The 24,810-nt window shown below is 40.9% G+C and carries 26 protein-coding genes, 1 tRNA gene, 1 other RNA gene and 2 other annotated features; of the genes, 26 read left to right on the top strand and 2 right to left on the bottom strand.

What is annotated here, in order from left to right:
- Positions 1 to 923: 923 nt before the first annotated feature.
- Positions 924 to 1,868 (bottom strand): YaaC family protein, encoded by a 945-nt coding sequence (locus tag HNQ41_RS15475; protein ID WP_184665337.1) that lies wholly within the window; start codon positions 1,866 to 1,868, stop codon positions 924 to 926.
- A 137-nt stretch (positions 1,869 to 2,005) separates the two neighbouring features.
- On the opposite strand from HNQ41_RS15475, the gene guaB reads away from it, so the two are divergent.
- The 24 genes from guaB to rsmI all read left to right on the top strand — a co-directional run bounded on the left by guaB (position 2,006) and on the right by rsmI (position 20,763).
- Positions 2,006 to 3,463, top strand: coding sequence for an IMP dehydrogenase (guaB, locus tag HNQ41_RS15470; protein ID WP_184665336.1), 1,458 nt, complete (start codon positions 2,006 to 2,008; stop codon positions 3,461 to 3,463).
- Positions 3,464 to 3,565: 102 nt separating this feature from the next.
- Positions 3,566 to 4,975 (top strand): D-alanyl-D-alanine carboxypeptidase family protein, encoded by a 1,410-nt coding sequence (locus HNQ41_RS15465; protein ID WP_184665335.1) that lies wholly within the window; start codon positions 3,566 to 3,568, stop codon positions 4,973 to 4,975.
- A 117-nt stretch (positions 4,976 to 5,092) separates the two neighbouring features.
- Positions 5,093 to 5,977 (top strand): pyridoxal 5'-phosphate synthase lyase subunit PdxS, encoded by an 885-nt coding sequence (gene pdxS / locus HNQ41_RS15460; RefSeq protein ID WP_184665334.1) that lies wholly within the window; start codon positions 5,093 to 5,095, stop codon positions 5,975 to 5,977.
- A gap of 50 nt (positions 5,978 to 6,027) precedes the next feature.
- A complete protein-coding gene (pdxT, locus tag HNQ41_RS15455) occupies positions 6,028 to 6,615 on the top strand; it encodes a pyridoxal 5'-phosphate synthase glutaminase subunit PdxT (RefSeq protein WP_184665347.1) in 588 nt (195 codons plus the stop codon).
- A 50-nt stretch (positions 6,616 to 6,665) separates the two neighbouring features.
- Positions 6,666 to 6,892 (top strand) — a binding site (T-box leader).
- A gap of 52 nt (positions 6,893 to 6,944) precedes the next feature.
- Positions 6,945 to 8,222 (top strand): serine--tRNA ligase, encoded by a 1,278-nt coding sequence (serS, locus tag HNQ41_RS15450; protein WP_184665333.1) that lies wholly within the window; start codon positions 6,945 to 6,947, stop codon positions 8,220 to 8,222.
- 170 nt (positions 8,223 to 8,392) lie between these two features.
- A tRNA-Ser gene (locus tag HNQ41_RS15445) sits at positions 8,393 to 8,484 on the top strand.
- A 218-nt stretch (positions 8,485 to 8,702) separates the two neighbouring features.
- Complete coding sequence (gene tadA, locus HNQ41_RS15440) at positions 8,703 to 9,185, top strand: tRNA adenosine(34) deaminase TadA (RefSeq protein ID WP_184665332.1); 483 nt, start codon at positions 8,703 to 8,705, stop codon at positions 9,183 to 9,185.
- A 63-nt stretch (positions 9,186 to 9,248) separates the two neighbouring features.
- Positions 9,249 to 9,401, top strand: a complete 153-nt coding sequence (locus tag HNQ41_RS15435; protein ID WP_184665331.1) for a YycC family protein — start codon at positions 9,249 to 9,251, stop codon at positions 9,399 to 9,401.
- Positions 9,402 to 9,546: 145 nt separating this feature from the next.
- Positions 9,547 to 9,812, top strand: an RNA gene (gene ffs / locus HNQ41_RS15430) — signal recognition particle sRNA large type.
- Between the two features lie 283 nt (positions 9,813 to 10,095).
- Positions 10,096 to 11,859 (top strand): DNA polymerase III subunit gamma/tau, encoded by a 1,764-nt coding sequence (gene dnaX / locus HNQ41_RS15425; RefSeq protein ID WP_184665330.1) that lies wholly within the window; start codon positions 10,096 to 10,098, stop codon positions 11,857 to 11,859.
- 44 nt (positions 11,860 to 11,903) lie between these two features.
- Positions 11,904 to 12,215, top strand: a complete 312-nt coding sequence (locus HNQ41_RS15420) for a YbaB/EbfC family nucleoid-associated protein (RefSeq protein WP_184665329.1) — start codon at positions 11,904 to 11,906, stop codon at positions 12,213 to 12,215.
- Positions 12,216 to 12,289: 74 nt separating this feature from the next.
- A complete protein-coding gene (gene recR / locus HNQ41_RS15415; RefSeq protein ID WP_184665328.1) occupies positions 12,290 to 12,886 on the top strand; it encodes a recombination mediator RecR in 597 nt (198 codons plus the stop codon).
- A gap of 18 nt (positions 12,887 to 12,904) precedes the next feature.
- Complete coding sequence (locus HNQ41_RS15410; protein ID WP_184665327.1) at positions 12,905 to 13,135, top strand: YaaL family protein; 231 nt, start codon at positions 12,905 to 12,907, stop codon at positions 13,133 to 13,135.
- A 107-nt stretch (positions 13,136 to 13,242) separates the two neighbouring features.
- Positions 13,243 to 13,509: a pro-sigmaK processing inhibitor BofA family protein gene (locus HNQ41_RS15405; protein ID WP_184665326.1), complete on the top strand. Its 267-nt coding sequence runs from the start codon at positions 13,243 to 13,245 to the stop codon at positions 13,507 to 13,509.
- A gap of 115 nt (positions 13,510 to 13,624) precedes the next feature.
- Positions 13,625 to 13,834 carry a sigma factor G inhibitor Gin gene (locus HNQ41_RS16715; RefSeq protein WP_343043379.1) on the top strand — a complete coding sequence of 70 codons (210 nt, stop codon included), beginning with the start codon at positions 13,625 to 13,627 and terminating at the stop codon, positions 13,832 to 13,834.
- A 161-nt stretch (positions 13,835 to 13,995) separates the two neighbouring features.
- Complete coding sequence (locus HNQ41_RS15395; protein WP_184665325.1) at positions 13,996 to 15,432, top strand: aminotransferase class I/II-fold pyridoxal phosphate-dependent enzyme; 1,437 nt, start codon at positions 13,996 to 13,998, stop codon at positions 15,430 to 15,432.
- Between the two features lie 24 nt (positions 15,433 to 15,456).
- Positions 15,457 to 16,101 carry a dTMP kinase gene (tmk, locus tag HNQ41_RS15390; RefSeq protein WP_184665324.1) on the top strand — a complete coding sequence of 215 codons (645 nt, stop codon included), beginning with the start codon at positions 15,457 to 15,459 and terminating at the stop codon, positions 16,099 to 16,101.
- A gap of 84 nt (positions 16,102 to 16,185) precedes the next feature.
- The gene (locus tag HNQ41_RS15385; protein ID WP_184665323.1) at positions 16,186 to 16,515 is read left to right on the top strand and encodes a cyclic-di-AMP receptor; all 330 of its coding nucleotides are present in this window, start codon (positions 16,186 to 16,188) and stop codon (positions 16,513 to 16,515) included.
- Between the two features lie 40 nt (positions 16,516 to 16,555).
- The gene (gene holB, locus HNQ41_RS15380; RefSeq protein WP_184665322.1) at positions 16,556 to 17,545 is read left to right on the top strand and encodes a DNA polymerase III subunit delta'; all 990 of its coding nucleotides are present in this window, start codon (positions 16,556 to 16,558) and stop codon (positions 17,543 to 17,545) included.
- Between the two features lies 1 nt (position 17,546).
- Positions 17,547 to 18,371: a regulatory iron-sulfur-containing complex subunit RicT gene (locus tag HNQ41_RS15375; RefSeq protein WP_184665321.1), complete on the top strand. Its 825-nt coding sequence runs from the start codon at positions 17,547 to 17,549 to the stop codon at positions 18,369 to 18,371.
- 18 nt (positions 18,372 to 18,389) lie between these two features.
- A complete protein-coding gene (yabA, locus tag HNQ41_RS15370) occupies positions 18,390 to 18,743 on the top strand; it encodes a DNA replication initiation control protein YabA (RefSeq protein ID WP_184665320.1) in 354 nt (117 codons plus the stop codon).
- A 152-nt stretch (positions 18,744 to 18,895) separates the two neighbouring features.
- Positions 18,896 to 19,636 (top strand): tRNA1(Val) (adenine(37)-N6)-methyltransferase, encoded by a 741-nt coding sequence (locus HNQ41_RS15365; protein ID WP_184665319.1) that lies wholly within the window; start codon positions 18,896 to 18,898, stop codon positions 19,634 to 19,636.
- A complete protein-coding gene (locus HNQ41_RS15360; protein ID WP_184665345.1) occupies positions 19,620 to 19,910 on the top strand; it encodes a GIY-YIG nuclease family protein in 291 nt (96 codons plus the stop codon). Before HNQ41_RS15365 ends, HNQ41_RS15360 begins: the two co-directional genes overlap by 17 nt.
- Positions 19,882 to 20,763 carry a 16S rRNA (cytidine(1402)-2'-O)-methyltransferase gene (rsmI, locus tag HNQ41_RS15355; RefSeq protein ID WP_184665318.1) on the top strand — a complete coding sequence of 294 codons (882 nt, stop codon included), beginning with the start codon at positions 19,882 to 19,884 and terminating at the stop codon, positions 20,761 to 20,763. The genes HNQ41_RS15360 and rsmI overlap by 29 nt, the downstream gene beginning before the upstream one ends.
- Positions 20,764 to 20,866: 103 nt before the next feature.
- Here the strand turns inward: rsmI and abrB are convergent, their stop codons facing one another.
- Positions 20,867 to 21,151, bottom strand: a complete 285-nt coding sequence (gene abrB / locus HNQ41_RS15350; protein WP_184665317.1) for a transition state genes transcriptional regulator AbrB — start codon at positions 21,149 to 21,151, stop codon at positions 20,867 to 20,869.
- A 413-nt stretch (positions 21,152 to 21,564) separates the two neighbouring features.
- Positions 21,565 to 21,827 (top strand) — a binding site (T-box leader).
- Between the two features lie 55 nt (positions 21,828 to 21,882).
- On the opposite strand from abrB, the gene metG reads away from it, so the two are divergent.
- Both metG and HNQ41_RS15340 read left to right on the top strand, forming a co-directional pair.
- The gene (gene metG / locus HNQ41_RS15345) at positions 21,883 to 23,865 is read left to right on the top strand and encodes a methionine--tRNA ligase (RefSeq protein WP_184665316.1); all 1,983 of its coding nucleotides are present in this window, start codon (positions 21,883 to 21,885) and stop codon (positions 23,863 to 23,865) included.
- Between the two features lie 101 nt (positions 23,866 to 23,966).
- Positions 23,967 to 24,731, top strand: coding sequence for a YchF/TatD family DNA exonuclease (locus HNQ41_RS15340; RefSeq protein ID WP_184665344.1), 765 nt, complete (start codon positions 23,967 to 23,969; stop codon positions 24,729 to 24,731).
- The last annotated feature ends 79 nt before the right edge of the window (positions 24,732 to 24,810 follow it).

Below are 24,810 nucleotides of genomic sequence, written 5' to 3'. Positions count from 1 at the left end.
AAAGCGCTTCTGCTTGCCGTACCTCCAGTGCTAGTCGCCGATAGGCGGGCGCCTTGTACTTTTCTTATGAGAGAGCAGCTGACGAAGAAATTCGCCGTTAATCGGATTCCGCAGCCTGGCGATGGTAGTTGGGGGTGTCCCCTGTGAGAGTAGGACGCCGCCAGGCATTTGAGGGCATGTTGCAGAAGCGATGTGCTTTTTTGTTCAGAATAAAAAGTATTCACAGAAAGGTGAAGGCGTGTTTGTAATAGAAGAGGGCTGCTTTCTAAAAGGTTGTTACTTTTAAAAGAATTCGTTCACACCTCTGATTCGGCGTTTTCACCTGGATAAAAGGCGGCATCGGTTCATGCTTCACATGATCGTATCAAGGTGCCTTCTTATCGCGGAGATACGTTCCGTTATTTCATTCAAATACGTCATTTTTAGGGGGCAGACGGACATATGTTCCGTTAACCCCTTCTTTTGCTGGCAATAAAGGGTGTTTTTTTGCAATTAGCGGAACTCATGTCCCTAAAAAGCTCAAAAACAGCATTTTTCGAGCAAATAACGGAATCAATGTCCGCAACGAACGAAACAGAGAACGTGACCGCATTTTTCCAACCTGGAGCTGCCACCGTTCACTTCTCCGAGTTTTTCAAAACAACAAAGTTTTCGAAAAGAGTCGAGGAGAAAGTAAGCAAAGAATCTAAGGTGAATTGGAAAAAACGATGCAGTTGGATTCCTAGTCACCTATGTACTTGAAGGTGTTTTCTTTGACTAGCATTATGCAACAGTCATGAATCTTCATTAAATCGCTCTAATCGTCTCCTAAGCCTACCAAAGAGTCATTTAAAGAGAGCATTATGAGATTAGCCAAATTAAAACAAACACAACGTTAACGTTTGCTAAGAGTTCCTTTATTCAAAATATCAATCATGCGGTTCTTATTTCAATTCGAGAAAGTCGATGATCAGTTCAGGAATCCGCTCAATTGCAACATGTAAATACGATTCTATAAAAGCAAGATCATTCGTGCCTTCACCATAAAATAAGTCTCCCCACCATTCCATTTCATACCGACATACCATACTTAATTGATAAAGTAATAAATAATGAACAAGGATTTCGGGTAGTAATTGAAGCTCCTCCTCATGGTGCGGAAACCATAAATGTCCATCTTCATCAGTGAAGAAAGGGTGATATAGCATAGAGCGAAAAGATTGATCTCCTTTTATGCTCATATCGTTTTCATTCATATCGATATGTAGGGGAGAAGAGCAGTGCCAACGCAGTTTTTGGATTGTTTCATGATGACTTATTGTAAATGAATCAACTCGTTCATAGGGAATCGTGATTTTTGAATCATTTTGATGTCCGACAGAAGAAGCGACAGATGTTGATTCTAATTGTTGAAATAATATATATAGGTTTGGTATTTTACGTAATAATTGTCGAATGACATAACATTCCCCCGAAAATTGTTTCACATGAAACACTTTATGTGAAAAGTGTCCAAAAAAACCTTCTTTTTGAACTTTCACTTCATCTTTTAAAAAAGAATAATTTTGTCGTTTTCTCTTTCTTGTTGATACCCCGTGAGCAAGTTGCTTTGTACTTGAAGGGTAATGAGGGTCAGCGATCAACAAAATCGCTTTCATCCATTGTGATAAACAATAAAACAGGAGAAGTGGTTGTATATCTGTTGTCACGTTTTTTGCGGTTGTTAAATATTTTTCTCCATAGCGAAGAAAATAGGTGAATCTGTAACAGTTTTGATATGCAAGTTGTTCACGCTCAGATTTAGAAAACTTTTTATATTTATTTGATAAAAAGGATTTTACATAGTCGCTTGAGTGGAACATATAAAAGGAAATTGGTCGGTTACTCAAAGTATTCACTCCTTTTGTTTTACATTGTTTGTATTGGTTAACAATATGTTCGAACTGCCATCTTGACAGTAGTTTGTCCAGTTGATAAGCTACAAATAATATTTTGTGAGAATAACTTATAAGGGGGATTCGTGTTCATGTGGGAAAATAAGTTTGAGAAGGAAGGTTTGACGTTTGATGACGTGTTACTTCTTCCAGCAAAGTCCGAAGTCGTTCCACAAGATGTCAGTGTTGAGACGAAGCTATCCGAGCGTGTGAAACTAAACATACCGATTTTAAGTGCAGGGATGGATACGGTAACTGAGGCGGAGTTAGCCATTGCGATTGCTCGTGAAGGTGGACTTGGGATTATTCATAAAAATATGTCGATTGAAGAGCAAGCTGAACACGTTGATCGTGTGAAACGTTCGGAAAGTGGCGTTATTACGAATCCTTTCTTCCTAGAACCTAAACATCAAGTTTATGATGCTGAACACCTAATGGGTAAGTATCGTGTGTCAGGGGTTCCGATTGTTGATGAAGAGCAAAAATTAGTCGGAATTATTACGAATCGAGATTTAAGGTTCATTGATGATTATTCATTAGAAATTGATGAAGTAATGACAAAGGACAACTTAATTACAGCTCCTGTGGGTACTTCTTTACGCGAAGCACAAGATGTCCTTCAGAAGCATCGAATAGAAAAGTTACCTTTAGTTGCGGAAGATGGTACGTTAAAAGGACTTATAACGATTAAAGATATTGAAAAAGGGATAGAGTTCCCTCAATCCGCTAAAGACCCTGAAGGACGTCTCATCGTCGGTGCGGCTGTCGGAGTTTCTGGAGATTCAACAAAGCGAACAGAAGCTCTTGTAGAGGCTGGTGTTGATGTACTTGTCATCGATACGGCTCATGGCCATTCTCAAGGTGTAGTGGATAAGGTACGCGAAGTTCGTGAAACTTATCCGGATCTTGACATTGTTGCGGGCAATGTTGCTACTGCGGAAGCGACGAAAGATTTAATCGAAGCGGGCGCAAATATTATTAAAGTCGGTATTGGACCAGGGTCAATTTGTACAACTCGTGTTGTAGCAGGTATTGGTGTTCCACAAGTAACGGCCATTTATGATTGTGCCAATGAAGCTCGAAAACATGACGTACCGATTATTGCAGATGGCGGCATCAAGTTTTCTGGTGATATCGCCAAGGCACTTGCTGCTGGAGGACACGCTGTTATGCTAGGGAGTCTTTTAGCTGGTGTAAGTGAAAGTCCAGGCGAAACAGAAATTTACCAAGGTCGTCAATTTAAAGTTTATCGTGGAATGGGTTCAATGGGAGCGATGGAAAAGGGAAGTAAGGACCGTTATTTCCAAGAAAATAATCAAAAGCTCGTACCAGAAGGTATTGAAGGACGAACACCTTATAAAGGTCCATTGAAAGAAACTGTCCATCAATTAGTTGGCGGTATCAGAGCTGGTATGGGGTATTGTGGAACGAAAACGTTGCAAGCCCTTCGTGAAGAAAGTCAGTTTGTGCGGATCTCAAATGCAGGATTGCAAGAAAGCCATCCGCATGATATTCAAATAACAAAAGAAGCACCAAACTATTCGTTATAATAGATCGTCATATAGGGCAATAGATAGGGGACTCCCCTATCTATTTTTTTGGATATAGTTGTGATAAAATAACATCTGTGCATGAACAAGGAGGAGAAAGAGATGAAGAATCTTTTGAGTACAACGATTAAAACAACAGCTACAGCACTTGCCCTTACAGGTGTTTTAACATTTACATATGGATTAGAAACAGAAGCTTCTTTTAATTCAGATTTAGAGACGACGATTCTTTTAGATGGTGAGTCAGGAAAGATTCTTCACGAAGATAATATTGATCAACCACTACCACCAGCAAGTATGGTTAAGATGATGAGTGAATATTTGGTTTTGGAAGCTATTAATGAAGGTGATATTGCTTGGGATGATACGGTTTCGATTAGTGAAGAAAACGCTGCTCTTTCCCACAATTTAGCTTTTTCTAACGTCATGTTACGTATTGATGAAGAGTATACGGTAGAAGAGTTATATGAATCAGTGGCGATTTACTCTGCAAATGCGGCAACGATGGTTTTAGCTGAACATATTGCTGGGTCTGAGGGTGCCTTTGTTGAAATGATGAATGAGCGAGGCAAGGAATTAGGTCTGGGCACGCTTATGAGGGAAGAAGCAGAAGAGTATGGAATGACAGATTTAGAGGAAATTTCTAATGCAGAATTAGGGGATTTTCAGTTCGTTAATTCTACCGGCCTTCCAAATAGCCTATTAGATGACCAATATCCTGAAGGAACGCAACCGGATGATGACAACTATATGTCAGCTCGAGCAACGGCTACTTTAGCTTACCACCTAATAAATGATTACCCTGAAGTTTTAGATACAGCAAGTGTGCCTCATATGACCTTTAAAGAAGGTACAGAAGATGAGATAAGTATGCCGAACTGGAACAAAATGTTACAAGGCCATTTATATGAATATGGACCAATGGATGGGTTAAAAACAGGTTTTACATCTGCAGCGGGATATAGCTTTGCTGGCACTGGTGAAAAAGGTGGACAACGATTAATTTCCGTAGTCATGAAAGGTGCGAGTGAACAAGAGCGTTTCCAAGAAACTGAGCGCATCATGGAATACGGCTTTAATAATTTTGACGAAGAAGTCATTCACCCTGTGGGAGAATCAGTTGATGGATATGAAACACTGTCGGTGGTCCGTGGAACGGAATCCGAAGTTGATATTGTAAGCGGTGAGACATTATCGATGATCATGCAGGAAGATGATCTAGAAAATTACGAGTTAGAAGTTCAGTTTGATCCAGATTATTTTGATGAAGAAAATCGTCTTGTCGCTCCAATAGACGCAGAAGAGCAAATTGGTACTTTGATCGCAAATTATAGTGGTGAAGGGTCAAATAACTATATTGCTGGCGCAGCGAAAGAAAACGAAGTGCCAATCGTTACAGCTAATGAAGTTGAAGAGGCAGGTTGGTTTTCACTGACGATGCGTAGTATTGGTGGATTTTTCTCTAGCATATGGTCAACCGTAGCTGATACAGTGTCTGGCTGGTTTTCTTAAATAAAACTTTAAATATTGTGATTTTTTATTCGAAATTGTCGAGGTTTCTCGTTATAATAACAAAAAGGATTATGCTTTTGTTATAATACGTTCATATTATGAGAAGGGGGATTTACATTGCAACAAACAGGAACAGATCGCGTAAAACGAGGAATGGCTGAAATGCAAAAAGGTGGCGTCATCATGGATGTCGTCAATGCTGAACAAGCTAAGATTGCCGAAGAAGCCGGTGCTGTTGCAGTAATGGCTCTAGAGCGTGTACCAGCAGATATTCGTGCAGCAGGTGGTGTCGCAAGAATGGCGGACCCAACGATTGTTGAAGAAGTAACCAATGCTGTATCGATCCCAGTTATGGCTAAAGCTCGTATTGGACATATTGTTGAGGCTCGCGTGCTTGAAGCTTTAGGTGTTGATTATATTGACGAAAGTGAAGTGTTAACGCCAGCTGATGAAGTGTATCACCTTCAGAAACGAGATTATACCGTTCCGTTTGTTTGCGGTGCTCGCGATTTAGGTGAAGCAACACGCCGAATCGGTGAAGGTGCTTCGATGATTCGAACAAAAGGTGAACCAGGTACTGGAAATATCGTTGAGGCTGTTCGTCACCAGCGTATGATGCAAGGTCAAATTAAAAAGATCGTCAACATGGCTGAAGATGAATTGATGACAGAAGCGAAGAATTTAGGTGCACCATATGATGTACTTCGAGACATTCAACAGAATGGAAAACTTCCTCTCGTGAACTTTGCAGCAGGTGGGATAGCAACACCAGCTGATGCAGCACTCATGATGCAACTAGGTTCTGACGGTGTATTTGTCGGGTCAGGTATCTTTAAGTCTGAGCAGCCTGATAAATTTGCTCGTGCTATTGTTGAAGCGACAACTCACTATGAAGATTATGGACGCATTGCTGAACTTTCAAAAGGGTTAGGTACAGCAATGACAGGCATGGACATCACAAGTTTAGCGGACCACGAACGCATGCAAGACCGCGGTTGGTAAGACCGACCCATATGTGCTTCGTGTGTTAACTAGAAAGGGAGCCTGTTATGATGTTGAAAATAGGTGTTTTAGCTTTACAAGGGGCCGTTCGTGAACACGTACAAAGCTTAGAGGCTAATGATGTCGACGTCGTCGTAATTAAACGTCCTGAACAGCTACAAGAAGTGGACGGGCTCGTTTTCCCAGGTGGCGAAAGTACGACGATGCGACGTTTGATTAATAAATACGGCTTTTTTGAGGAATTACAACAATTCGTAAACAAAGAGAAACCGATTTTCGGTACGTGTGCGGGGGCCATTTTAATGGCTCGTGAACTAATTGGTGACGAGGATCCGTTTTTAAAGGCGATGGATATTGCTGTTGAAAGAAATGCATTCGGACGCCAACGGGAAAGCTTTGAAGCTACATTAAAAGTTGAATCTGTTGGTGATGACATTGAAGCTGTGTTTATAAGGGCGCCAATTATTTCAAATGTCGGACAATCAGTTGATGTATTAGCGACGTTTAATGGTCAAGTCGTTGCAGCCCAACAAGGACCGTTTCTTGCATGTTCTTTTCATCCGGAACTGACTGAGGATCGTCGTTTTCACCAATACTTTGTCGACATTGTTCGCAAACAGCAGCCCGTTGTAGGTTAAAAAATCTCCAATTAGGATAAGATAGAATATAAATCAATGGATTAAATACAGGAAAAGCCTTGATGGGAACGAGTAACAAATGTGTCTTTTTTCAGAGAGTCGGTGGATGCTGTGAACCGGTAAAAGACGTTTGTGAATCCATCCCTAAGCGATTTGCCGAACGTGCATTACATAAGTAAGCGAATCCGGTTCATCAACCGTTACAAGATGCCAAAGTGGAACAAAACCGGTTTTGTTCAACAAGGGTGGCAACGCGGGTCTTACATCCGTCCCTAGACATTCTAAGGGACGGGTGTTTTTTATTTTCTATAATTTAGGAGGTCGAAAACATGTTAGATTTGAAAGAACTACGCAGAAATTTTGACGGTGTAAAGCAAAAATTAGCCAAACGTAATGAAGATATTTCAGAACTCGACCGTTTTGAATCTTTAGATGAAAAACGTCGTGCATTGATTCAAGAAACAGAGGCATTGAAAAGTGAAAGAAATACTGTATCTGAAGAAATTTCAAAATTAAAGCGTGAAAAGCAAGATGCTGATGATAAAATTCAACAAATGAAACAAGTGTCAGAGAAAATTAAAGCGCTCGATGGAGAGCTAGCAGAAATTGAATCTTCACTAAATGAGATTATGTTATCGATCCCGAATATCCCACATGACAGTGTCCCAGTTGGTGAAGACGAAGATGATAATGAGCAAGTAAGAGAATGGGGAGAGCTTCCAGAAACAAATTTTGAATTTAAACCGCATTGGGATATCGCGCGAGAGTTAGATATTCTCGATTTTGAACGAGCGGGTAAAGTAACAGGAAGTCGCTTTACGTTTTATAAAGGATTAGGGGCTCGCTTAGAACGAGCGTTAATTAACTTTATGATGGATACACACGAAGATGAGCACGGCTATACAGAAGTGATTCCTCCGTATATGGTCAATCGCGAAAGTATGACAGGAACAGGTCAACTTCCTAAATTTGAAGAAGATGCATTTAAAATCCGTGAAGAAGATTATTTTCTTATTCCAACAGCAGAAGTGCCTGTGACAAACATGCACCGAGACGAAATTTTATCAATGGAAGAAATGCCGATTACATATACAGCATTTAGTGGATGTTTCCGTTCTGAAGCTGGCTCTGCAGGACGAGACACTCGTGGGCTCATTCGCCAACATCAGTTTAACAAAGTAGAACTCGTTCGTTTTGTTGATCCTGAAAACTCATATGATGAGTTGGAAAAGTTAACAGGGCATGCGGAAACGATTTTACAGCGCTTAGAACTTCCGTACCGTGTCATGAATATGTGTACAGGTGATCTCGGCTTTACAGCAGCGAAAAAATACGACATTGAAGTATGGTTACCTAGTTATGAAACATACCGTGAAATCTCATCTTGCAGTAACTTTGAAGATTTCCAAGCAAGACGTGCAAATATTAAATTTAGAAGAGAAGCACAAGGAAAGGCAGAATTCGTTCACACTTTAAATGGTTCTGGTCTAGCTGTAGGAAGAACAGTTGCAGCGATTTTAGAGAACTATCAAAATGAAGATGGTTCCGTAACAATTCCGGAAGTATTAAGACCTTATATGGGTGGAAAGACAACGATTTCTAAATAAAGATTCTGTTCAGCTGGTGGAGAAGGTCAATATCTTTGACACCAGCTTTTTCTCATGACATAATCCAATAGAATCATGAAAGATGTACGTTTAGTTGATTAGTTTGACAGGTTATTTTATCTGTCTTATAATATTATTTGTCGTTGAATAAATGACGTAAAAAGTTTCACGGAGGAATACCCAAGCTGGCTGAAGGGGTCGGTCTCGAAAACCGATAGGGGCTTTACGGCTCGCGAGGGTTCGAATCCCTCTTCCTCCGCCATACATACATAACTTAATGTAATGACATAATAAAATATTTCGCCCTTTCTAGTTATTCTAGGAGGGCTTTTTTGTGCGCACAATGACGACAAAAAGAGAGATTGCAAGGTTGTCATTCACTGAACTTGCGTTTCTTTTTAAAAAAACGTAAACTCAAAGTACTTGACCAAGTAGTTCCTGTTTTTGATTTGAAGTAAGAGAATCAGGGGGTTCCAAGCAATGGAAAGCAAACCGTTGTCAACAAGTGACGAATGGTATATGCGTCAGGCGTTGATGTTAGCAGATGAAGCAGAAACTCAAGGAGAAGTACCCATTGGCGCAATTATCGTTCGGCATGGTTCTATTATTGGATCTGGTTCGAATCGACGTGAAATGTGGCAACGCTCAACAGCGCATGCAGAAATGATTGCAATTGAAGAAGCATGTTCCCATATTGGGAGTTGGCGTTTGACTGATAGTACAATGTATGTAACACTCGAACCGTGTCCGATGTGTGCTGGGGCCATTTTACAGTCGCGAATTGAGCGAGTTGTATTTAGTGCTCCTGATCCGAAAGGTGGATGTTGTGGCACATTTATGAACTTATTGGCAGATGAGCGATTTAATCACCAGGCAGAAGTGACTGGACATGTACTTGAAGAAGAGTCAGCGAGAAGGCTGAAGGGTTTCTTCAAAAAGCTACGCGAGAAACCAAAAACATAAATACGAAATGATATAATATTTTAAAGGATAATGTGAAACAATAATTGAAGGGAGGAAGGGAACTTGCGCCCAAATCAAATTTCCCTTGAAACAGCAAAGATGATCTCGGAAAAGTTAAAGATGCCGATAGAACACGTGATGCATACGCCACCACATATTCTTGCTGAAAAACTAAAGCAAGCAGAAGAAGCCAATGAAGAACAACAGGATGATTAAAGATTCCGGCCTTATTTTGTTATAATGGTATCGAATTCAGGATTTGGAAATAAGTCTTACCCATTTGCTATTGCATTTGAGAAGAAAAACGTCTATACTAGGTTTTGCGTCGTTATCGACGCCACTAAAAATGTTTACAAATTTGCCGTGCTAGGTGGGGAGGTAGCGGTGCCCTGTACTCGCAAACCGCTATAGCGAGACTGAATCCCTTCTTGAGGTTCCATAACTTCAGGGTCTGACCTAAGTAAGTGGTGTTGACGCCTGGGTTCTACGCAACGGAAAGCCGTAAACCCTGTCAGGTCCGGAAGGAAGCAGCAGTAAGCGGTCCCTTCCGTGTGCCGTAGAGTTGCCTGGGCCGAGCAAACTGCTTAGGTAACGCTTGAGGCTATGGAATCAAGGGAAGGTGCACGGCGTTATATATAAGATAACCAACAGCTACATAAAATGTGGCTGTTTTTTGTTTATGAATAATGGAATGAGTGTCCGCACGATCATCAATAAACATTGAAATACATCATCGATCCCATTGTGGATGGGTGTTGGAAAAAATTACAAAGCAAGGATAGAAGGGGAAGATGAAGTGCTTGTGGTTTGTGCCCAAGCCCGTTTCAGCCTTTCTTTAATAATTGGTTTTGAAATCCTTATGGTGAATCGGTATAATAGGAATGAGTTCGAGAACGAAAGGGGGAGCAAAATGAGCTATCGGGCGCTTTACCGAGTTTGGCGACCAGAAAAACTTGCTGATGTCGTCGGACAAGAGCATATTACAAAAACATTAAGAAACGCTCTAGTTCAGCAAAAGCTCTCCCATGCTTACTTGTTTACAGGTCCGAGAGGGACGGGAAAAACGAGTGCAGCGAAGATTATTGCGAAAGCGGTTAACTGTGAACAAGCGCCAACGGATGAACCATGTGGGGAATGTAAGGCATGTCGAGGAATTCAAGATGGATCGATTGTTGATGTCATGGAGATTGACGCCGCTAGTAATAATGGTGTTGATGAAATCCGTGAGATTCGTGACAATGTGAAATTTTCTCCGAGTGCGATTCCTTATAAAGTGTACATTATTGACGAAGTTCATATGCTTTCAACTGGAGCGTTCAACGCGTTATTAAAGACATTGGAAGAACCACCGAAACATGTGATTTTTATACTAGCAACGACGGAACCTCATAAAATCCCCTTAACAATTATTTCTCGCTGTCAAAGGTTTGATTTTAAACGAATCACTGCTAGTTCGATTGTAAACAGACTTGAGGCGATTTTGGATCATTATGATATTGACGTTGAACCACAAGCTTTAAGAATGGTTGCTCGTGCTTCAGAAGGTGGTATGCGAGATGCGTTAAGTTTACTTGATCAAGCGATGTCGTTTGCTGAGTCAAGTGTGACAACCGATGACGTGCTCTCGATTACAGGAGCGGTATCACAACAATTTTTAACAGATATTTCTGAAGCGCTTTTTGATGCAGATGTTGCCCGTGCATTGCAGGCGGTTGATCAATTAATTGAACAAGGAAAAGATGCGACGCGATTTTTGGAAGATTTGATTTACTACTTTCGAGATCTCCTTCTTCATCAGGCAGCCCCTCAATTAGAAGGGTTAAGCGAAAGAGCAAGTGAAGATGAATCTTTTCTCCGCTTATCAAAGTCAGCACCGCGGGAATGGATTCAACAAGTCATCCATTCTTTGACGCAATCACAACAAGAAATGAAATGGTCAAATCACCCAAAAGTATATTTGGAATTATTCGTGATACAGGCGTGCGATCAAGTGTCATCAGAGAGACCAGTTGATCAAGAAACAACTTCTTCTGCGCCATCTACGGATGATGCGACAATTCAAGCTTTAAAAGGTAGAATTGAGAAGTTAGAGAAAATGGTTCAGCAAACAGGAAGTCAACAACCAGCACAAGAAGTAAAAACAGCACCAGCACCAGCCTCACCATCAGCGCCTGAAAAGAAACAACCAAGAACAGTGAGTCCTGGGAAAAACCGCGCCAACCAGACGCAAGTGAAAACGATGCTGAAAGAAGCGACAAAATCGCAATTACAAGAGATTTCGAATGCTTGGGCGACGATCAGTGATCGTGTGAAGTCACAAAGTGTTCCGGCGTCAGCGTGGTTGAATGACTCAAAACCTGTTGCTTGTTCTGAGCGCCAGTTTGTGCTTGCATTTCGAAATGAGATGCATCGTGATATGATTGATACAAAGTTTCGCTCGCTAGTCGAAGAGACAGTCACGCAAGTTCTCCAACGTCCGATGACTCTTTTAACGATTTTATCTACGCATTGGGAAGAAACAAAATCTGCATTCGTACAAGAACAACGTAGTGCCGGTGTAAATGAGGACCAGGGAGAGCAAACGGAAGAAATTCCTGAAAATCAACAAGAGGAGCAGCTTGTTGATGAAGCGATTAAGCTAGTCGGCGAAGAATTCGTCGAAATTAATGAATAGATAGATAAACACTAATTAAAGATATGAAAGTGAGGCGATTGTCCATGAAAAACATGGGGAATATGATGAAGCAAATGCAAAAAATGCAGAAAGATATGGCGAAAGCACAAGAAGAATTAAAAACAGAAACAGCTGAAGCAACAGCTGGTGGCGGTATGGTGAAAGTGGTAGCCAACGGCGAAAAGCGAATCGTAGAAATCGATATCGATGAAGAAGCTGTAGACCCAGAAGATGTAGATATGCTTCAAGACATGGTGTTAGCAGCGACAAATGATGCACTTAATCAAATTGATGAAATCGTTAATGAAAAGATGGGTAAGTTTACAAAAGGGATGAACATCCCAGGCATGTTTTAAGTAGGGAAGAGGGGGGATCCCTCTTCTTTTTTTACCAAAATGATTGATTAGAAAGGTGAGAGGGGGCCTACCAATTGCAATATCCAGAACCCATTTCAAAATTGATTGAAGGATTTATGCGCCTACCTGGAATTGGGCCTAAGACGGCAGCTAGGTTGGCATTTTATGTTTTAGATATGAAAGAAGAAGATGTATTTGACTTCGGAAAAGCATTAGTGAATGCGAAGAGAGAATTAACACACTGTAGTATTTGTCAGCATATTACTGATACCGACCCATGCCGTATTTGTGAAGACCAAACGCGTGATCGCTCGGTGATTTGTGTTGTACAAGATTCTAAAGATGTGATTGCAATGGAAAAAATGCAAGAATTTCGCGGACAGTATCACGTTTTGCATGGTGCCATTTCACCTGTTGATGGGATTGGCCCTGAGGACATCCACATTCCTGACTTGATTAAACGATTGCAAGATGAGACGGTCCAGGAATTAATTGTTGCTACGAACCCGAATATTGAAGGAGAAGCGACAGCGATGTATATATCTCGTCTCGTAAAACCGACAGGGATCAAAGTGTCGCGAATTGCACACGGTTTACCGGTCGGGGGAGATTTAGAGTATGCTGATGAAGTCACACTTTCCAAAGCGATTGAAGGGCGTCAGGAATTATAATAAAGGGAGTCACTTTACATGTTTAGAAAACGATCGATCCGTAAACGAGAAGATGAACAATTGCTTGATTTTATCGATATGTATAAACAGCAAGTTGATCAAGCCTCGATACTGTTAGAAAATAGCCTTGATGCTTCTGATGAGTGGATATATCGCAAGAAATTGACGGAAGCCAAATACTTGTTTTTATTAAAAGAAGCTCGGTTAAGAGGAACGTCCGTTCAACAGCGAAAACGTAGTTCTAAGTGAGTAAATCTTTCATATGATAAAGGTAAAAGCTTGGCCAAATGAAAACAAGACGTCTCGCTAACTTTAGTGGGGACTTGGATTTCATATGAAAGAGAGGGTGTTGTTGCTTGGAACCGATTTTTATTCTTTCACTTTTAGCAGCAGCGGTCTTCATGTTGCTAATTATCGGTGCTCCTCTAAAACCATTACAATGGTTAGGTTATGGGGCGATTCGATTACTTGTCGGTGCATTGTTTCTGTTTTTTCTTAACGCTTTTGCATCACCTTTTGATTATGAGTTGCCAATCAACGGGGTTACGGCAGCGGTCTCAGGATTTCTAGGTGTGCCTGGTTTGGCAGCATTAGTTGCGATCGATATTTGGTTTATTCCGTAATGAAGAGCGACAGGCACGTGCCCCACTTCCACGCATAAACTAGTAAAAAGCCATCCATCTATGTATACATGAAATTGTATTTGGGCAGGCTAATAGCAGATGGAGGTGGGGAAACGTGAATGAAAAAAAAGCAATCACCAATGGTCAACGAACAACTTGTGTAGTTTGTGAGACAAAGCGAGAAAAAGGAATCTATTTATTAAATCATTTTATTTGTGAAACGTGTGAAGAAAAACTAGTAAACACTGATACAGATGATGAAAATTACCCGACTTATGTTGAGAGACTCCGTACAATCCGCAATACTTTGTTTACTTATCATTAAAAAGAAAACAGATATCATAAGGAGGTTGTGCTGCAAAGGAATGATCCTTTGCAATGAGCACAGCCTCTTTTATGTTAAGATAAAAAAGTAAAAAAATGTAGCTTACTATTTAAACAAGGAATCGATGTTTTCTTTTATAAAATTAAAGCAGGTGATCTATGTTGGATCAAACACGTAGACCGATCTTTGAAGCGTTAGTGGAACATGCTCATGCTGGGAGGTATGACTTTCATGTTCCAGGGCATAAACATGGTCGTGTATTAGCGCAATCTGATGTGAGTGAATGGTTTGAAATTTTAAAGTTAGATGTGACTGAAATTACCGGAATGGACGATCTTCATGCTCCTAAAGGAATCATTAAAAATGCCGAAAAGTTAACAGCTGCATATTACAATACAATCGATACATCATTTCTTGTCGGAGGATCGACGGTTGGCATATTGGCGATGATACTTGCCCATATCGATGATGACGATGTCGTTCTTGTGCAGAGAGATTGTCATCAATCCGTGTTGCATGCACTTGAGTTAGCTCGGGGAGTACCTGTGATGTTATCGCCTGATATTGATCGTGACACAGGCTTATCGTTAGGGATTTCTCTTGAGACATTAGAGGAAGGATTCGCTGCATTCCCGAAGGCAAAAGCGGTTGTATTAACAAACCCATCATATGAAGGAGTCGGACAGGCGCTCGATGAACATGTTCATATGGCTCATCAATTTGGAAGTTTTTTATTTGTTGATGAAGCGCATGGGGCACACTTAAAGTATGGTCACCGTGCGATTGCTGCATCGAGCCTTGATGCTGGGGCGGATGCAGTCGTGCAGTCGGCCCATAAAATGTTGCCAGCAATGACGATGGCTTCTTATTTACATATCAATACCGAACGGGTCAATCTACAAGAAGTGAAGCGTTATTTACGTATGTTGCAGTCGAGTAGTCCTTCCTATCCATTGCTAGCTTCTTTGGATATTGCTCGTTATTTTATCGCAAACTTACCGCTAGAAGATATGGAACGAGTGATCCGTCATTGGTACAATATCGGAAAAGAGCTTGCACAGATCGAACAGTTGGATATTTTAGAAGTAGCAAGTTCTTCTTATTGGCAAGATCCGTTTAAATGTATCATTGCGCCACGTTGTTCTTTGAGTGGTATAGAATTAAAATCGGAACTTGAAAAACAAGGTGTCGATGTAGAGATGGCGACATTAGGTTACATCGTGCTTACCTTTCCGTTAACTGTTGAAGGATACGATGGTGAATCGATTGTAGAGACTTTTCGTTCGGTATTAAAAAACGAACAAGTTGTTGAGCGGTCCTCTACTTCTCGTTTTCCATTTGCTCATCGGTGGGTGGAATTAGCACCGTTTGCAAAGGCGGAAGGGGATATTGAGTATGTCCCGATTTCATCTGCTGTAGGTCGGCTGATGCGGGAGGTGATTACACCGTACCCTCCTGGTATTCCGTTGTTATTGCCTGGTGAGCGTGTGACGGAGCAGCATGTGGAGCAATTGCAGCGGTTAGAGAAGCAGGGGGCCCGCTTTCAGACGGGTGAAAGTTGGATGGAGTCGGGTGTGAAGGTTGATTGTGAGTGTTAAAAATTTATTGTTTTGTAAAGGAGAATGGTCGTGAACGAACGGTTTATTACGTTTGAAGGTGGGGAAGGGGCTGGCAAGTCGACAGTCCTTGAGCGTATATATGAGAAGTTAGTAGAACAAGGTTATTCGGTGATGAAAACGAGGGAGCCGGGTGGCAATGAGATTGCTGAGAAAATACGTGATCTAATTTTGGATACACGGCATACAGATATGGACCCACGAACAGAAGCACTGTTGTACGCTGCAGCGCGGCGGCAGCATTTCGTACAGAAGGTGAAGCCGGCGTTAGAAGCAGGGACGATTGTATTATGTGATCGCTTTATTGATAGCAGTCTCGTTTATCAAGGAGTTGCTCGTGATATTGGGGTCAATGATGTGTGGCAGATCAATCAGTTTGCAACTGAAGGAAATTTACCTGCTGTTACGTATTATTTTGACGTTTCACCAGAGGTAGGTTTAGGGCGTATTGAGAAAGAGAAAAATCGCGAAGTGAATCGATTGGACAAGGAAAGTCGTGATTTTCATGAAAAGGTACGGAATGCGTATTTGCATTTGCAAAAACAAGAGCCTGAGCGGATTGAAACGGTCGATGCAGAACGTAGTCTAGAAGATGTTGTTCAATCTGTTTGGGAAGATCTTGAAAACTACCTTGCCTCTCTTTGCTCCTGATATGCACAACGAAGGGTTGTTCCTGTTATAATACATATAAAAGGTCATTGTCAGTCAGTGGCTTTACTGGGGAGGAGTTCAATTGTGAAGATGATTGTTGCGGTTGTTCAAGATAAAGACAGTCAACGATTATCTGATGCTCTAACGGAACGTCAATTTCAAGCTACGAGGTTGTCTAGTACAGGAGGGTTTTTGAAATCAGGGAATACAACGTTGATGATTGGTACTGAAGATGAAGACGTTGATGAAGTATTATCAATCATTAAGGAAAACTGTGAAAGTCGTGAACAACTCGTTGCTCCTGTTTCACCGATGGGGGGGAATGCAGATTCTTATATTCCTTATCCAGTTGAGGTACAAGTAGGAGGAGCGACAGTTTTTGTATTGCCTGTGGAACAATTTGAAAAGTATTAAAGGTTTAAGATTGCGATAAAGCTTAGTGCAGGTGACGGTAATGACTTGGGCAGAATTAGCAGAAAAGCAAGCGACAGTCGTACAAATGTTAAAAAACAGTATTTTAAAAGAGCGACTTGCGCATGCATATCTATTTGAAGGAAAACAAGGGACAAAAACTGATTTAATGGCTTTTCAACTGGCTAAGGCATTTTTATGCCAAAAGCGAGGAGATGATGCTGAGCCGTGTCATACGTGCGAGCATTGCCGTCGTATAGATAGTGGTAATCATCCTGATTTACATTTGATACAGGCGGAAGGCGCATCGATTAAAGTTGATCAAATTCGCCACCTTCTCAAAGAGTTTAGTTATCAAGGGCTAGAGTCAACGCGTAAAGTTTATATCGTTGAAGAAGCGGATACGATGACAAATAGTGCAGCGAATAGCTTGCTAAAGTTTCTCGAAGAACCGGGGGGAGAGTCGCTGGCGATTTTGCAAACGACAAAACGTCATGCCATATTACCGACGATTCAATCAAGAGTGCAAGTATTGTCATTTGCTCCACTCCCTCCAGAATCTGTTATTGAGACTTTGTTAGAGAAAGGGTATTCTGAGGTACAGGCGCGTATAGCTTCTCAAATTGCGGCTGACGTAGAGGAAGCAGAGTCCCTTTGCTCAAGCGATTGGATTGCACAGGCGAGAAGCAAAGTGATACAATTAGTCCATGAAATCTCAAAACGGCCACAGCGGGCGTTATTAACGGTTCATGAGCATTGGCTGCCGTTTTTCTCAGAGCGTTCTTCGCTTCAACTTGGCATGGATATGCTCATGTTGTGGTATAGAGATTTATTACGTGTCCAAATTGGACAAGAAAATCAAGTCGTCTATACTGATTGTATGGACGATCTAAAAAACCAAGCGTTGTCACAAAGTCAACCAACGATTCGTCACAAATTAACCGCGATATTTGATGCAAAACGACGCTTAGACGCAAATAGTAGTCCGCAGTTAGTGATGGACCAGCTGTTGCTTAAGTTACAGGAGGGATAGTGTGCATCAAGTTGTAGGTGTACGTTTTAAGAAAGCTGGGAAGATTTATTATTTCTCTCCTGGCGATTTATCGATAGAGGTCGATGACTATGTGATTGTCGAAACGGTAAGAGGGATTGAATTCGGCAAAGTCGTCATTGGCAAAAAAGAAGTAGATGAACAAGACGTCGTTCTTCCTTTAAAGCAAGTGCTTCGCTTAGCCACGGACAAGGATAAGTTAAATGTTGAGGAAAACCGTGAATCTGCGAAACAGGCGTTTGACGTTTGTCAGGAAAAAATTAATGAACACGACTTAGAGATGAAACTCGTCGATGTTGAATATACATTTGATCGAAATAAAGTGCTATTTTATTTTACTGCTGATGGTCGCATTGACTTTCGCGACCTCGTCAAAGATCTTGCTTCGATTTTCAGAACGCGCATTGAGTTACGCCAAATAGGTGTTCGTGATGAAGCGAAAATGCTTGGAGGAATTGGACCATGTGGAAGAATGCTATGTTGTTCAACTTTCCTCGGTGACTTTGAACCAGTATCGATTAAAATGGCGAAAGATCAAAATTTATCTCTTAACCCATCGAAAATCTCTGGTTTATGTGGACGACTGATGTGCTGTTTGAAATATGAAAATGATATGTATGAAACAGCGAAAAAAGAACTTCCTGACCTCAATGAGCATATTGATACATCTGAAGGTAAAGGAAAAGTTGTTGGTTTGAACATTCTTGAGCGTATTGTTCAAATCGAAATATATGAAACGGGTCATGTTGTCGAATATACGCTAGACGAACTGTTAGATGAAGGGGCAGTGGCCACGGAAACCACTTAATAATGAGGTGTACGCATCGTGGATAAAAAGGAAATTTTCACGCGGGTGAGTCAATTTGAAGAACGTATTGGTGGTTTACATGAGGAATTTCGCGAACTGAAAGAGCAGCTCGCGTTTTTGCTTGAGGAAAACCAGGCGTTAAAAATGGAAAATGAAAATCTCCGCGAGCGGATTGATCCACCGAAACAAGAACACGAACCTCAACAAGAAACGAAGAAAAAGAATAAACCGTTGACGTCTAGTTTAGGTGAAGGGTATGACAATCTGGCAAGACTTTATCAAGAAGGATTTCATATATGTAACCTTCACTATGGGAGTTTGCGAAAAGAAGGGGACTGTTTATTTTGCCTCGCCTTTTTAAATAAAAAATAAATGAACTTGAGGCTGACTCATCGAAGGGTATACTTCCGAAGATTCCTCTCCTGGTCGTAGAACGTAACGCTGTACGATGGGGGGGCAAAGGAAATACCTTTCCACTTGAGCAGCTTTTTTTATTAATATATTACAGAAGTGAGGAACGGTTAATGGTGAAAGAAAATCGTCAAGACTATTTACCGGGGACGAAGTTATCAATTGTACAAAATGAGGAAATTTTTACGTTTTCCACGGATGCGGTGTTGTTAGCACGTTTTACATATGTGCCGATTACGAGGGGAAAGATCATTGACTTATGTAGTGGAAGTGGAGCAATACCGTTGTTGTTAACGGAACGGAGTCGTGTGCCAATTGATGCGGTTGAATTGCAAAAGCCACTTGTAGAGATGGCACAAGAAAGTGTGCAGTTAAATCATTTACAAGAGCAAGTAAATGTGTGGCAGGCCGATATTAATGAGTTGGATGGTCATGTGAAGTGGGATTCTTATGATTTAGTCACTTGTAATCCACCGTATTTTCGCACACCTTCTGCTAGTGAATTGAATGATAACCAGCGTGTTTCGGTGGCAAAACATGAAATTTATTGTACATTAGAGGATATTATTCGCGTTTCGAGTCGATTATTAAAGCAAAAGGGAAAATGTGCGCTTGTTCACCGTCCTGAACGTTTAGGAGATTTGATGGTACTTATGCGGCAATACCGTTTGGAACCGAAGCGGATCCAAATGGTTCATCCAAAGGCAGGAAAAGATGCAAACATGGTGCTTATTGAGGCAACGAAGGATGGTCAGCCGGGTGTGACAGTACATCACCCTCATATTGTCTATAATGAACAAAATCGTTACACAGAGGAGTTTCGAAGCGTTTATGAGCATGGACAATCAACGTAAACATTTTGTCTATATGTTGGAGTGTAAAGATGGAAGTTTGTATACAGGATATACGACGGATGTAAACAAGAGGTTGCGTCAACATGAAGAAGGAAAAGGGGCGAAATATACGCGTGGGCGTGGGCCGTTCACGCTCGTGTATGTGGCGTCTTTCTTAACAAAAACGGAAGCGATGCAAGAAGAGCATCGATTGAAGCAATTGCCAAGGCATAAAAAGTTGCAGGTAATTGAGACGGGAAAGGGAGATGAATGTGGAACAGCAACCAGTTTATGAACAGTTAGGAACGCTTTACCTTGTGCCAACGCCAATTGGCCATTTACAAGATATGACTTTCCGAGCGATTGAATGCCTAAAGTCAGCCACTCTTGTTGCGTGTGAGGATACAAGAGTAACGAAAAAATTGTGTAATCATTTTCATATTGATACGCCGTTGATGAGTTATCATGAACATAATAAACATGCGCGAGAAGAGGAGCTTATCGGGAAGTTAAAAGCCGGTGAGGATATTGCACTGACTAGTGACGCTGGTTCTCCAGCCATTTCTGATCCTGGTCATGAACTTGTTGTTTCATGTGTTAATGAGGGAATATCAGTTGTGCCACTTCCAGGGGCTAATGCCGTTGTTCCTGCGCTTACTGCATCTGGCCTTGCACCTGAACCATTTGTCTTTCTAGGCTTTTTAGAGCGAAAGAAAAAACTTAAGGTCAAGCAGCTTCTATCTTATAAGAATATCCAAGCAAGTCTTGTGATTTACGAATCTCCATATCGCGTGAAAGATACATTATCTACGCTCGAAGAAGTATTAGGAAATCGCCAAGTTTGCTTAGCGAGAGAATTAACGAAAATTCATGAAGAATTTATTCGTGGTTCATGTCAAACAGTACGTGAGCAGATTGAAGAACGCGGTGGCGTGAAAGGCGAATGTTGTTTAATCGTTGAAGGAAGCGATGAACAAGCTGATGATACGAGTGAATTGAAATCAACTGCTTGGTGGTCAGAATATACACTCAATGAACATATTGAACAGTACATCGAATCTGGAATGACAACCAAAGATGCCATTAAGCAAACATCTGCCGATCGAAATATGAAAAAAAGAGAAGTATATAATGCTTACCATCAATAATCAAAACAAAATGCGCTTTCTTTTCGTGCAATTTGATTTGAAAGAAAAGGGTCAGAAGTCACGGTTCCTAGTGACGTCTGACCCTTTTTGTTAGAAGTATTGATTAGTCACTTTTGGAAATGAAACCTTCTAATTCTTGAATTACTTCTTTTGCGCCTTCTGGGCTTAAAATGATTTTTCCATCTGCTAAAGAAACATTGCTGTCAGAGACTTCCCCTGTCACTTGACAAGTCATGTTTGGTTTGTATTTTTTCAAGACAATGCGGTCATCATCGACATAAATCTCAAGTGCGTCTTTTTCAGCAATATCCAAAGTACGGCGTAGTTCGATTGGAATCACTACACGTCCTAACTCGTCCACCTTACGTACAATTCCTGTTGATTTCATTGTTCTTCCTCCTCTTTCTATGTTTCTCCTCTATCATTTTTCGACAAAATTCTGTGCCTACTTAGAATACCAATCCTTCCAAAAGAAGTCAATTACAAATTGTTTTATTTTACAATTAAATAGATTTAGTAAGTGAGAAAGGTTGTTGTGTTGGGAGTTAAGAGGGTTTTTCAAGGATTTTAATTTTCATAATCTGATTTACTTATTATGGTAAAGGGGGAAAACGGATATTGCAAACAAGAAGGACGGGACTTTTTTCGGCATTTTTCGACATGTTTTTTGTCGACATGATGAAAGCTTCGATATCTCATTAAAAAATGTCCTGACATGACCCGGTTACCTTGACACAATCAGGGTCGTTAGGTATATTTTGAGACAAGATGAGCGATACTGTTTAAAAAATGGAGACTGGAAAATATCTGATGAACGGATGAGTAGAAAGGAAGATCCTATACAGAGAGTCAGTAATGCTGAGAGCTGGCAAGGGTTGAACTTTTGAACGTGGCCCTGGAGGATTTCGTCCGCGAGTGTAGCATTGTAGCTCATAAGCGGTCGACGTAAGCTGGCGTTATCAGCTGTAGTAAAGGAAGTTTGATTTCCTTTATCTTTGAGTGCCTCTTATTGTTAAGAGGAAATTGGGTGGTACCACGTGAGTCGTTCAACTCTCGTCCCTTTATAGGGCGGGGGTTTTTTGTTTGTGAACAATCATATGACTTTAAGGAGGAGAAATGATGACAAGCAATCATCCGTCGTTTTACATTACGACACCGATTTATTACCCGAGTGATAAGTTACATATTGGTCATGCGTATACAACTGTTGCAGGTGATGCGATGGCTCGTTACAAGAGATTGCGTGGCTATGACGTCATGTACTTAACGGGAACTGATGAGCATGGCCAAAAAATTGAAAGAAAAGCAGAGGAAAAAGGGGTTTCACCGCAAGCGTTCGTTGATGATATTGTCAAAGATATTCGTAGCTTGTGGGATAAATTAGATATTTCCTACGATGACTTTATTCGAACAACAGAGGACCGTCATAAGCGGGTTGTTCAAAAAATATTTGACCAATTACTTGAGCAAGGCGATATCTACTTGAGTGAATATGAAGGTCTTTATTGCACGCCTTGTGAATCGTTTTATACGGAAACACAAGCAACGGATGGTGTTTGCCCAGATTGTGGTCGCCCTTTAGAAAAAGTTCGTGAAGAGTCTTACTTTTTCCGTATGAGTAAGTATGCGGATCGTTTGTTGAAATATTACGAAGAAAACCCAGAGTTTATTCAGCCTGAATCACGTAAAAATGAGATGATTAATAACTTTATTAAACCAGGGTTAGAAGACTTGGCGGTTTCTAGAACATCATTTGATTGGGGCGTAAACGTCTCAAGTGATCCAAAGCACGTCGTTTACGTTTGGATTGATGCTTTATCTAACTACATTACAGCACTAGGATATGGAAGTGAAAATGATACGAAGTACCAAAACTACTGGCCAGCTGATGTTCATCTCGTAGGAAAAGAAATTGTCCGTTTCCATACGATTTATTGGCCAATTATGTTGATGGCACTTGATCTACCTTTACCGAAAAAGGTATTCGGTCATGGATGGTTACTTATGAAAGACGGCAAAATGTCAAAATCAAAAGGGAATGTCGTTGATCCAGTACCACTAATTGACCGATATGGATTAGATGCCCTTCGCTACTATTTGTTACGCGAAGTACCGTTTGGATCTGATGGTGTATTTACACCGGAAAGTTTCGTAGAACGTGTCAACTTTGACCTTGCCAATGACTTGGGGAATTTACTTAATAGAACCGTTGCGATGTTAAACAAATACTTCGATGGTGAACTTCCTAAATACGTAAAGAATGCAACACCATACGATGAATCCCTTGTCGACCTCGTCAATTCAACAGTTACAAAGGTCGAAAATGCAATGGAGGAAATGGAGTTTTCTGTTGCATTATCGGCGATTTGGCAATTAGTAAGTCGAACAAACAAATATATTGACGAAACGCAGCCGTGGATTTTAGCGAAAGATGAGCAGGCGAAAGAACAACTCGGTTCTGTCTTATACCATCTTGCAGAATCCCTTCGTCATATTTCGATTCTTATTCAACCGTTTATGACACAAACACCTACAAAAATTTGGCAACAACTCGGCATTTCCGAGGAAATAACGACATGGGATAGCTTGAGTCATTTTTCTCAAATCCCGTCTGGAACAAAAGTTGTCGAAAAACCGACGCCACTTTTCCCACGTCTCGATGTAAAAGATGAAGTGAAATGGATTGTGGAAAGTATGGGTGGTACCGTCGTGACAGAAGGTCAAGCTAAGGAAGAATCTCAATCAAATGAGAACGGTCAAAAAGAAGAAGAGCAAGAAGAAGAGATCACGATTGATGATTTTGCTAAAGTAAATCTTAAGGTCGCAGAAGTCATTGAAGCTGAGCCTGTAAAAAAAGCGAACAAGCTCTTGAAAATCCAGCTTGATCTCGGTCATGAAAAAAGACAAGTCGTTTCAGGAATTGCTGAGCACTATAAGCCTGAGGAACTTGTCGGGCGAAAAGTTATTTGTGTAACGAACTTAAAGCCTGTGAAGTTGCGTGGTGAGTTGTCCCAAGGGATGATTTTAGCTGCTTCGCAAGGAGATCAATTAACATTAGCTACAGTTGATCAAACGTTACCTAATGGTTCGCAAGTAAATTAACGAAAAAAGAAAAGAGGTTGATCGATATGAGGGGTGTTTCATCTTCTATGATCAACCTCTTTTTTTACGATGTAACGATAAAAGATGGAGGAGATGAAAAAGTGCTTTTTGATACTCATGTTCACTTAAATATTGATCATTTCCAAGAAGATTTAGAGGAAGTCATTACACGTGCACAAGATGCGGGTGTTGAAAGAATGCTCGTTGTTGGTTTCAACGAAGAAACGATTCCACGTGCTTTAGAACTTGCGGAAACTTATGACTTTATGTATGCAGCAGTCGGTTGGCATCCAGTCGATGCGATTGATATGACAGAGGAACATTTAGCTTGGATTGAAGAATGTGCGTCACACGAAAAAGTTGTAGCAATTGGAGAAATGGGCTTAGATTATCATTGGGATAAGTCACCCGCAGACGTACAAAAAAAAGTGTTTCGTGAACAGATTGCATTAGCCAAGCGCGTTCAATTACCTATTGTTATTCATAACCGTGATGCTTCTGAAGATATCGTCGCGATTTTAAAAGAAGAAAATGCGCATGAGGTAGGAGGGATTATGCATTGTTTTAACAGTGATCAATCGATTGCTGATGCATGTCTTGATATGGGATTCTACCTTTCGTTCGGTGGCCCAGTGACGTTTAAAAATGCTAAAAACCTTAAAGAAGTTGCTAAAGAAGTACCACTAGAGCGTATGCTTATTGAAACAGATTGTCCTTTTTTAGCTCCGCACCCAAACAGAGGTAAACGAAACGAGCCAGCTTACGTTAAGTTGGTTGCTGAACAACTTGCAGAGTTAAAGGGTGTTTCTTATGAAGAAATTGTTCGACAGACAACGTCGAACGCTGAGAAATTATTCCAAATATAAAGTGGAATAGCGGTGTCGGAAGCTAGCAAAATATGTCCTTTTTATGAAAAATAATGGAAGGGTTCTATTACTTCTCCCC

The organism is Texcoconibacillus texcoconensis, from assembly GCF_014202575.1.
GTDB lineage: Bacteria > Bacillota > Bacilli > Bacillales > Salisediminibacteriaceae > Texcoconibacillus > Texcoconibacillus texcoconensis.
Note: the sequence above shows the minus strand (reverse complement) of the source record. Positions and strands in the feature narration are given on the sequence as shown.

Coding starts and splice junctions, on each gene's coding strand:
- HNQ41_RS15410 (WP_184665327.1), top strand. CDS start 12,905: ATGTTTAGAAAACGATCGATCCGTAAACGAGAAGATGAACAATTGCTT.
- HNQ41_RS15365 (WP_184665319.1), top strand. CDS start 18,896: ATGGTGAAAGAAAATCGTCAAGACTATTTACCGGGGACGAAGTTATCA.
- rsmI (WP_184665318.1), top strand. CDS start 19,882: ATGAATGTGGAACAGCAACCAGTTTATGAACAGTTAGGAACGCTTTAC.
- HNQ41_RS15465 (WP_184665335.1), top strand. CDS start 3,566: ATGAAGAATCTTTTGAGTACAACGATTAAAACAACAGCTACAGCACTT.
- tadA (WP_184665332.1), top strand. CDS start 8,703: ATGGAAAGCAAACCGTTGTCAACAAGTGACGAATGGTATATGCGTCAG.
- pdxT (WP_184665347.1), top strand. CDS start 6,028: ATGTTGAAAATAGGTGTTTTAGCTTTACAAGGGGCCGTTCGTGAACAC.
- tmk (WP_184665324.1), top strand. CDS start 15,457: ATGGTCGTGAACGAACGGTTTATTACGTTTGAAGGTGGGGAAGGGGCT.
- holB (WP_184665322.1), top strand. CDS start 16,556: ATGACTTGGGCAGAATTAGCAGAAAAGCAAGCGACAGTCGTACAAATG.
- dnaX (WP_184665330.1), top strand. CDS start 10,096: ATGAGCTATCGGGCGCTTTACCGAGTTTGGCGACCAGAAAAACTTGCT.
- guaB (WP_184665336.1), top strand. CDS start 2,006: ATGTGGGAAAATAAGTTTGAGAAGGAAGGTTTGACGTTTGATGACGTG.
- HNQ41_RS15420 (WP_184665329.1), top strand. CDS start 11,904: ATGAAAAACATGGGGAATATGATGAAGCAAATGCAAAAAATGCAGAAA.
- serS (WP_184665333.1), top strand. CDS start 6,945: ATGTTAGATTTGAAAGAACTACGCAGAAATTTTGACGGTGTAAAGCAA.
- abrB (WP_184665317.1), bottom strand. CDS start 21,151: ATGAAATCAACAGGAATTGTACGTAAGGTGGACGAGTTAGGACGTGTA.
- metG (WP_184665316.1), top strand. CDS start 21,883: ATGACAAGCAATCATCCGTCGTTTTACATTACGACACCGATTTATTAC.
- HNQ41_RS15360 (WP_184665345.1), top strand. CDS start 19,620: ATGGACAATCAACGTAAACATTTTGTCTATATGTTGGAGTGTAAAGAT.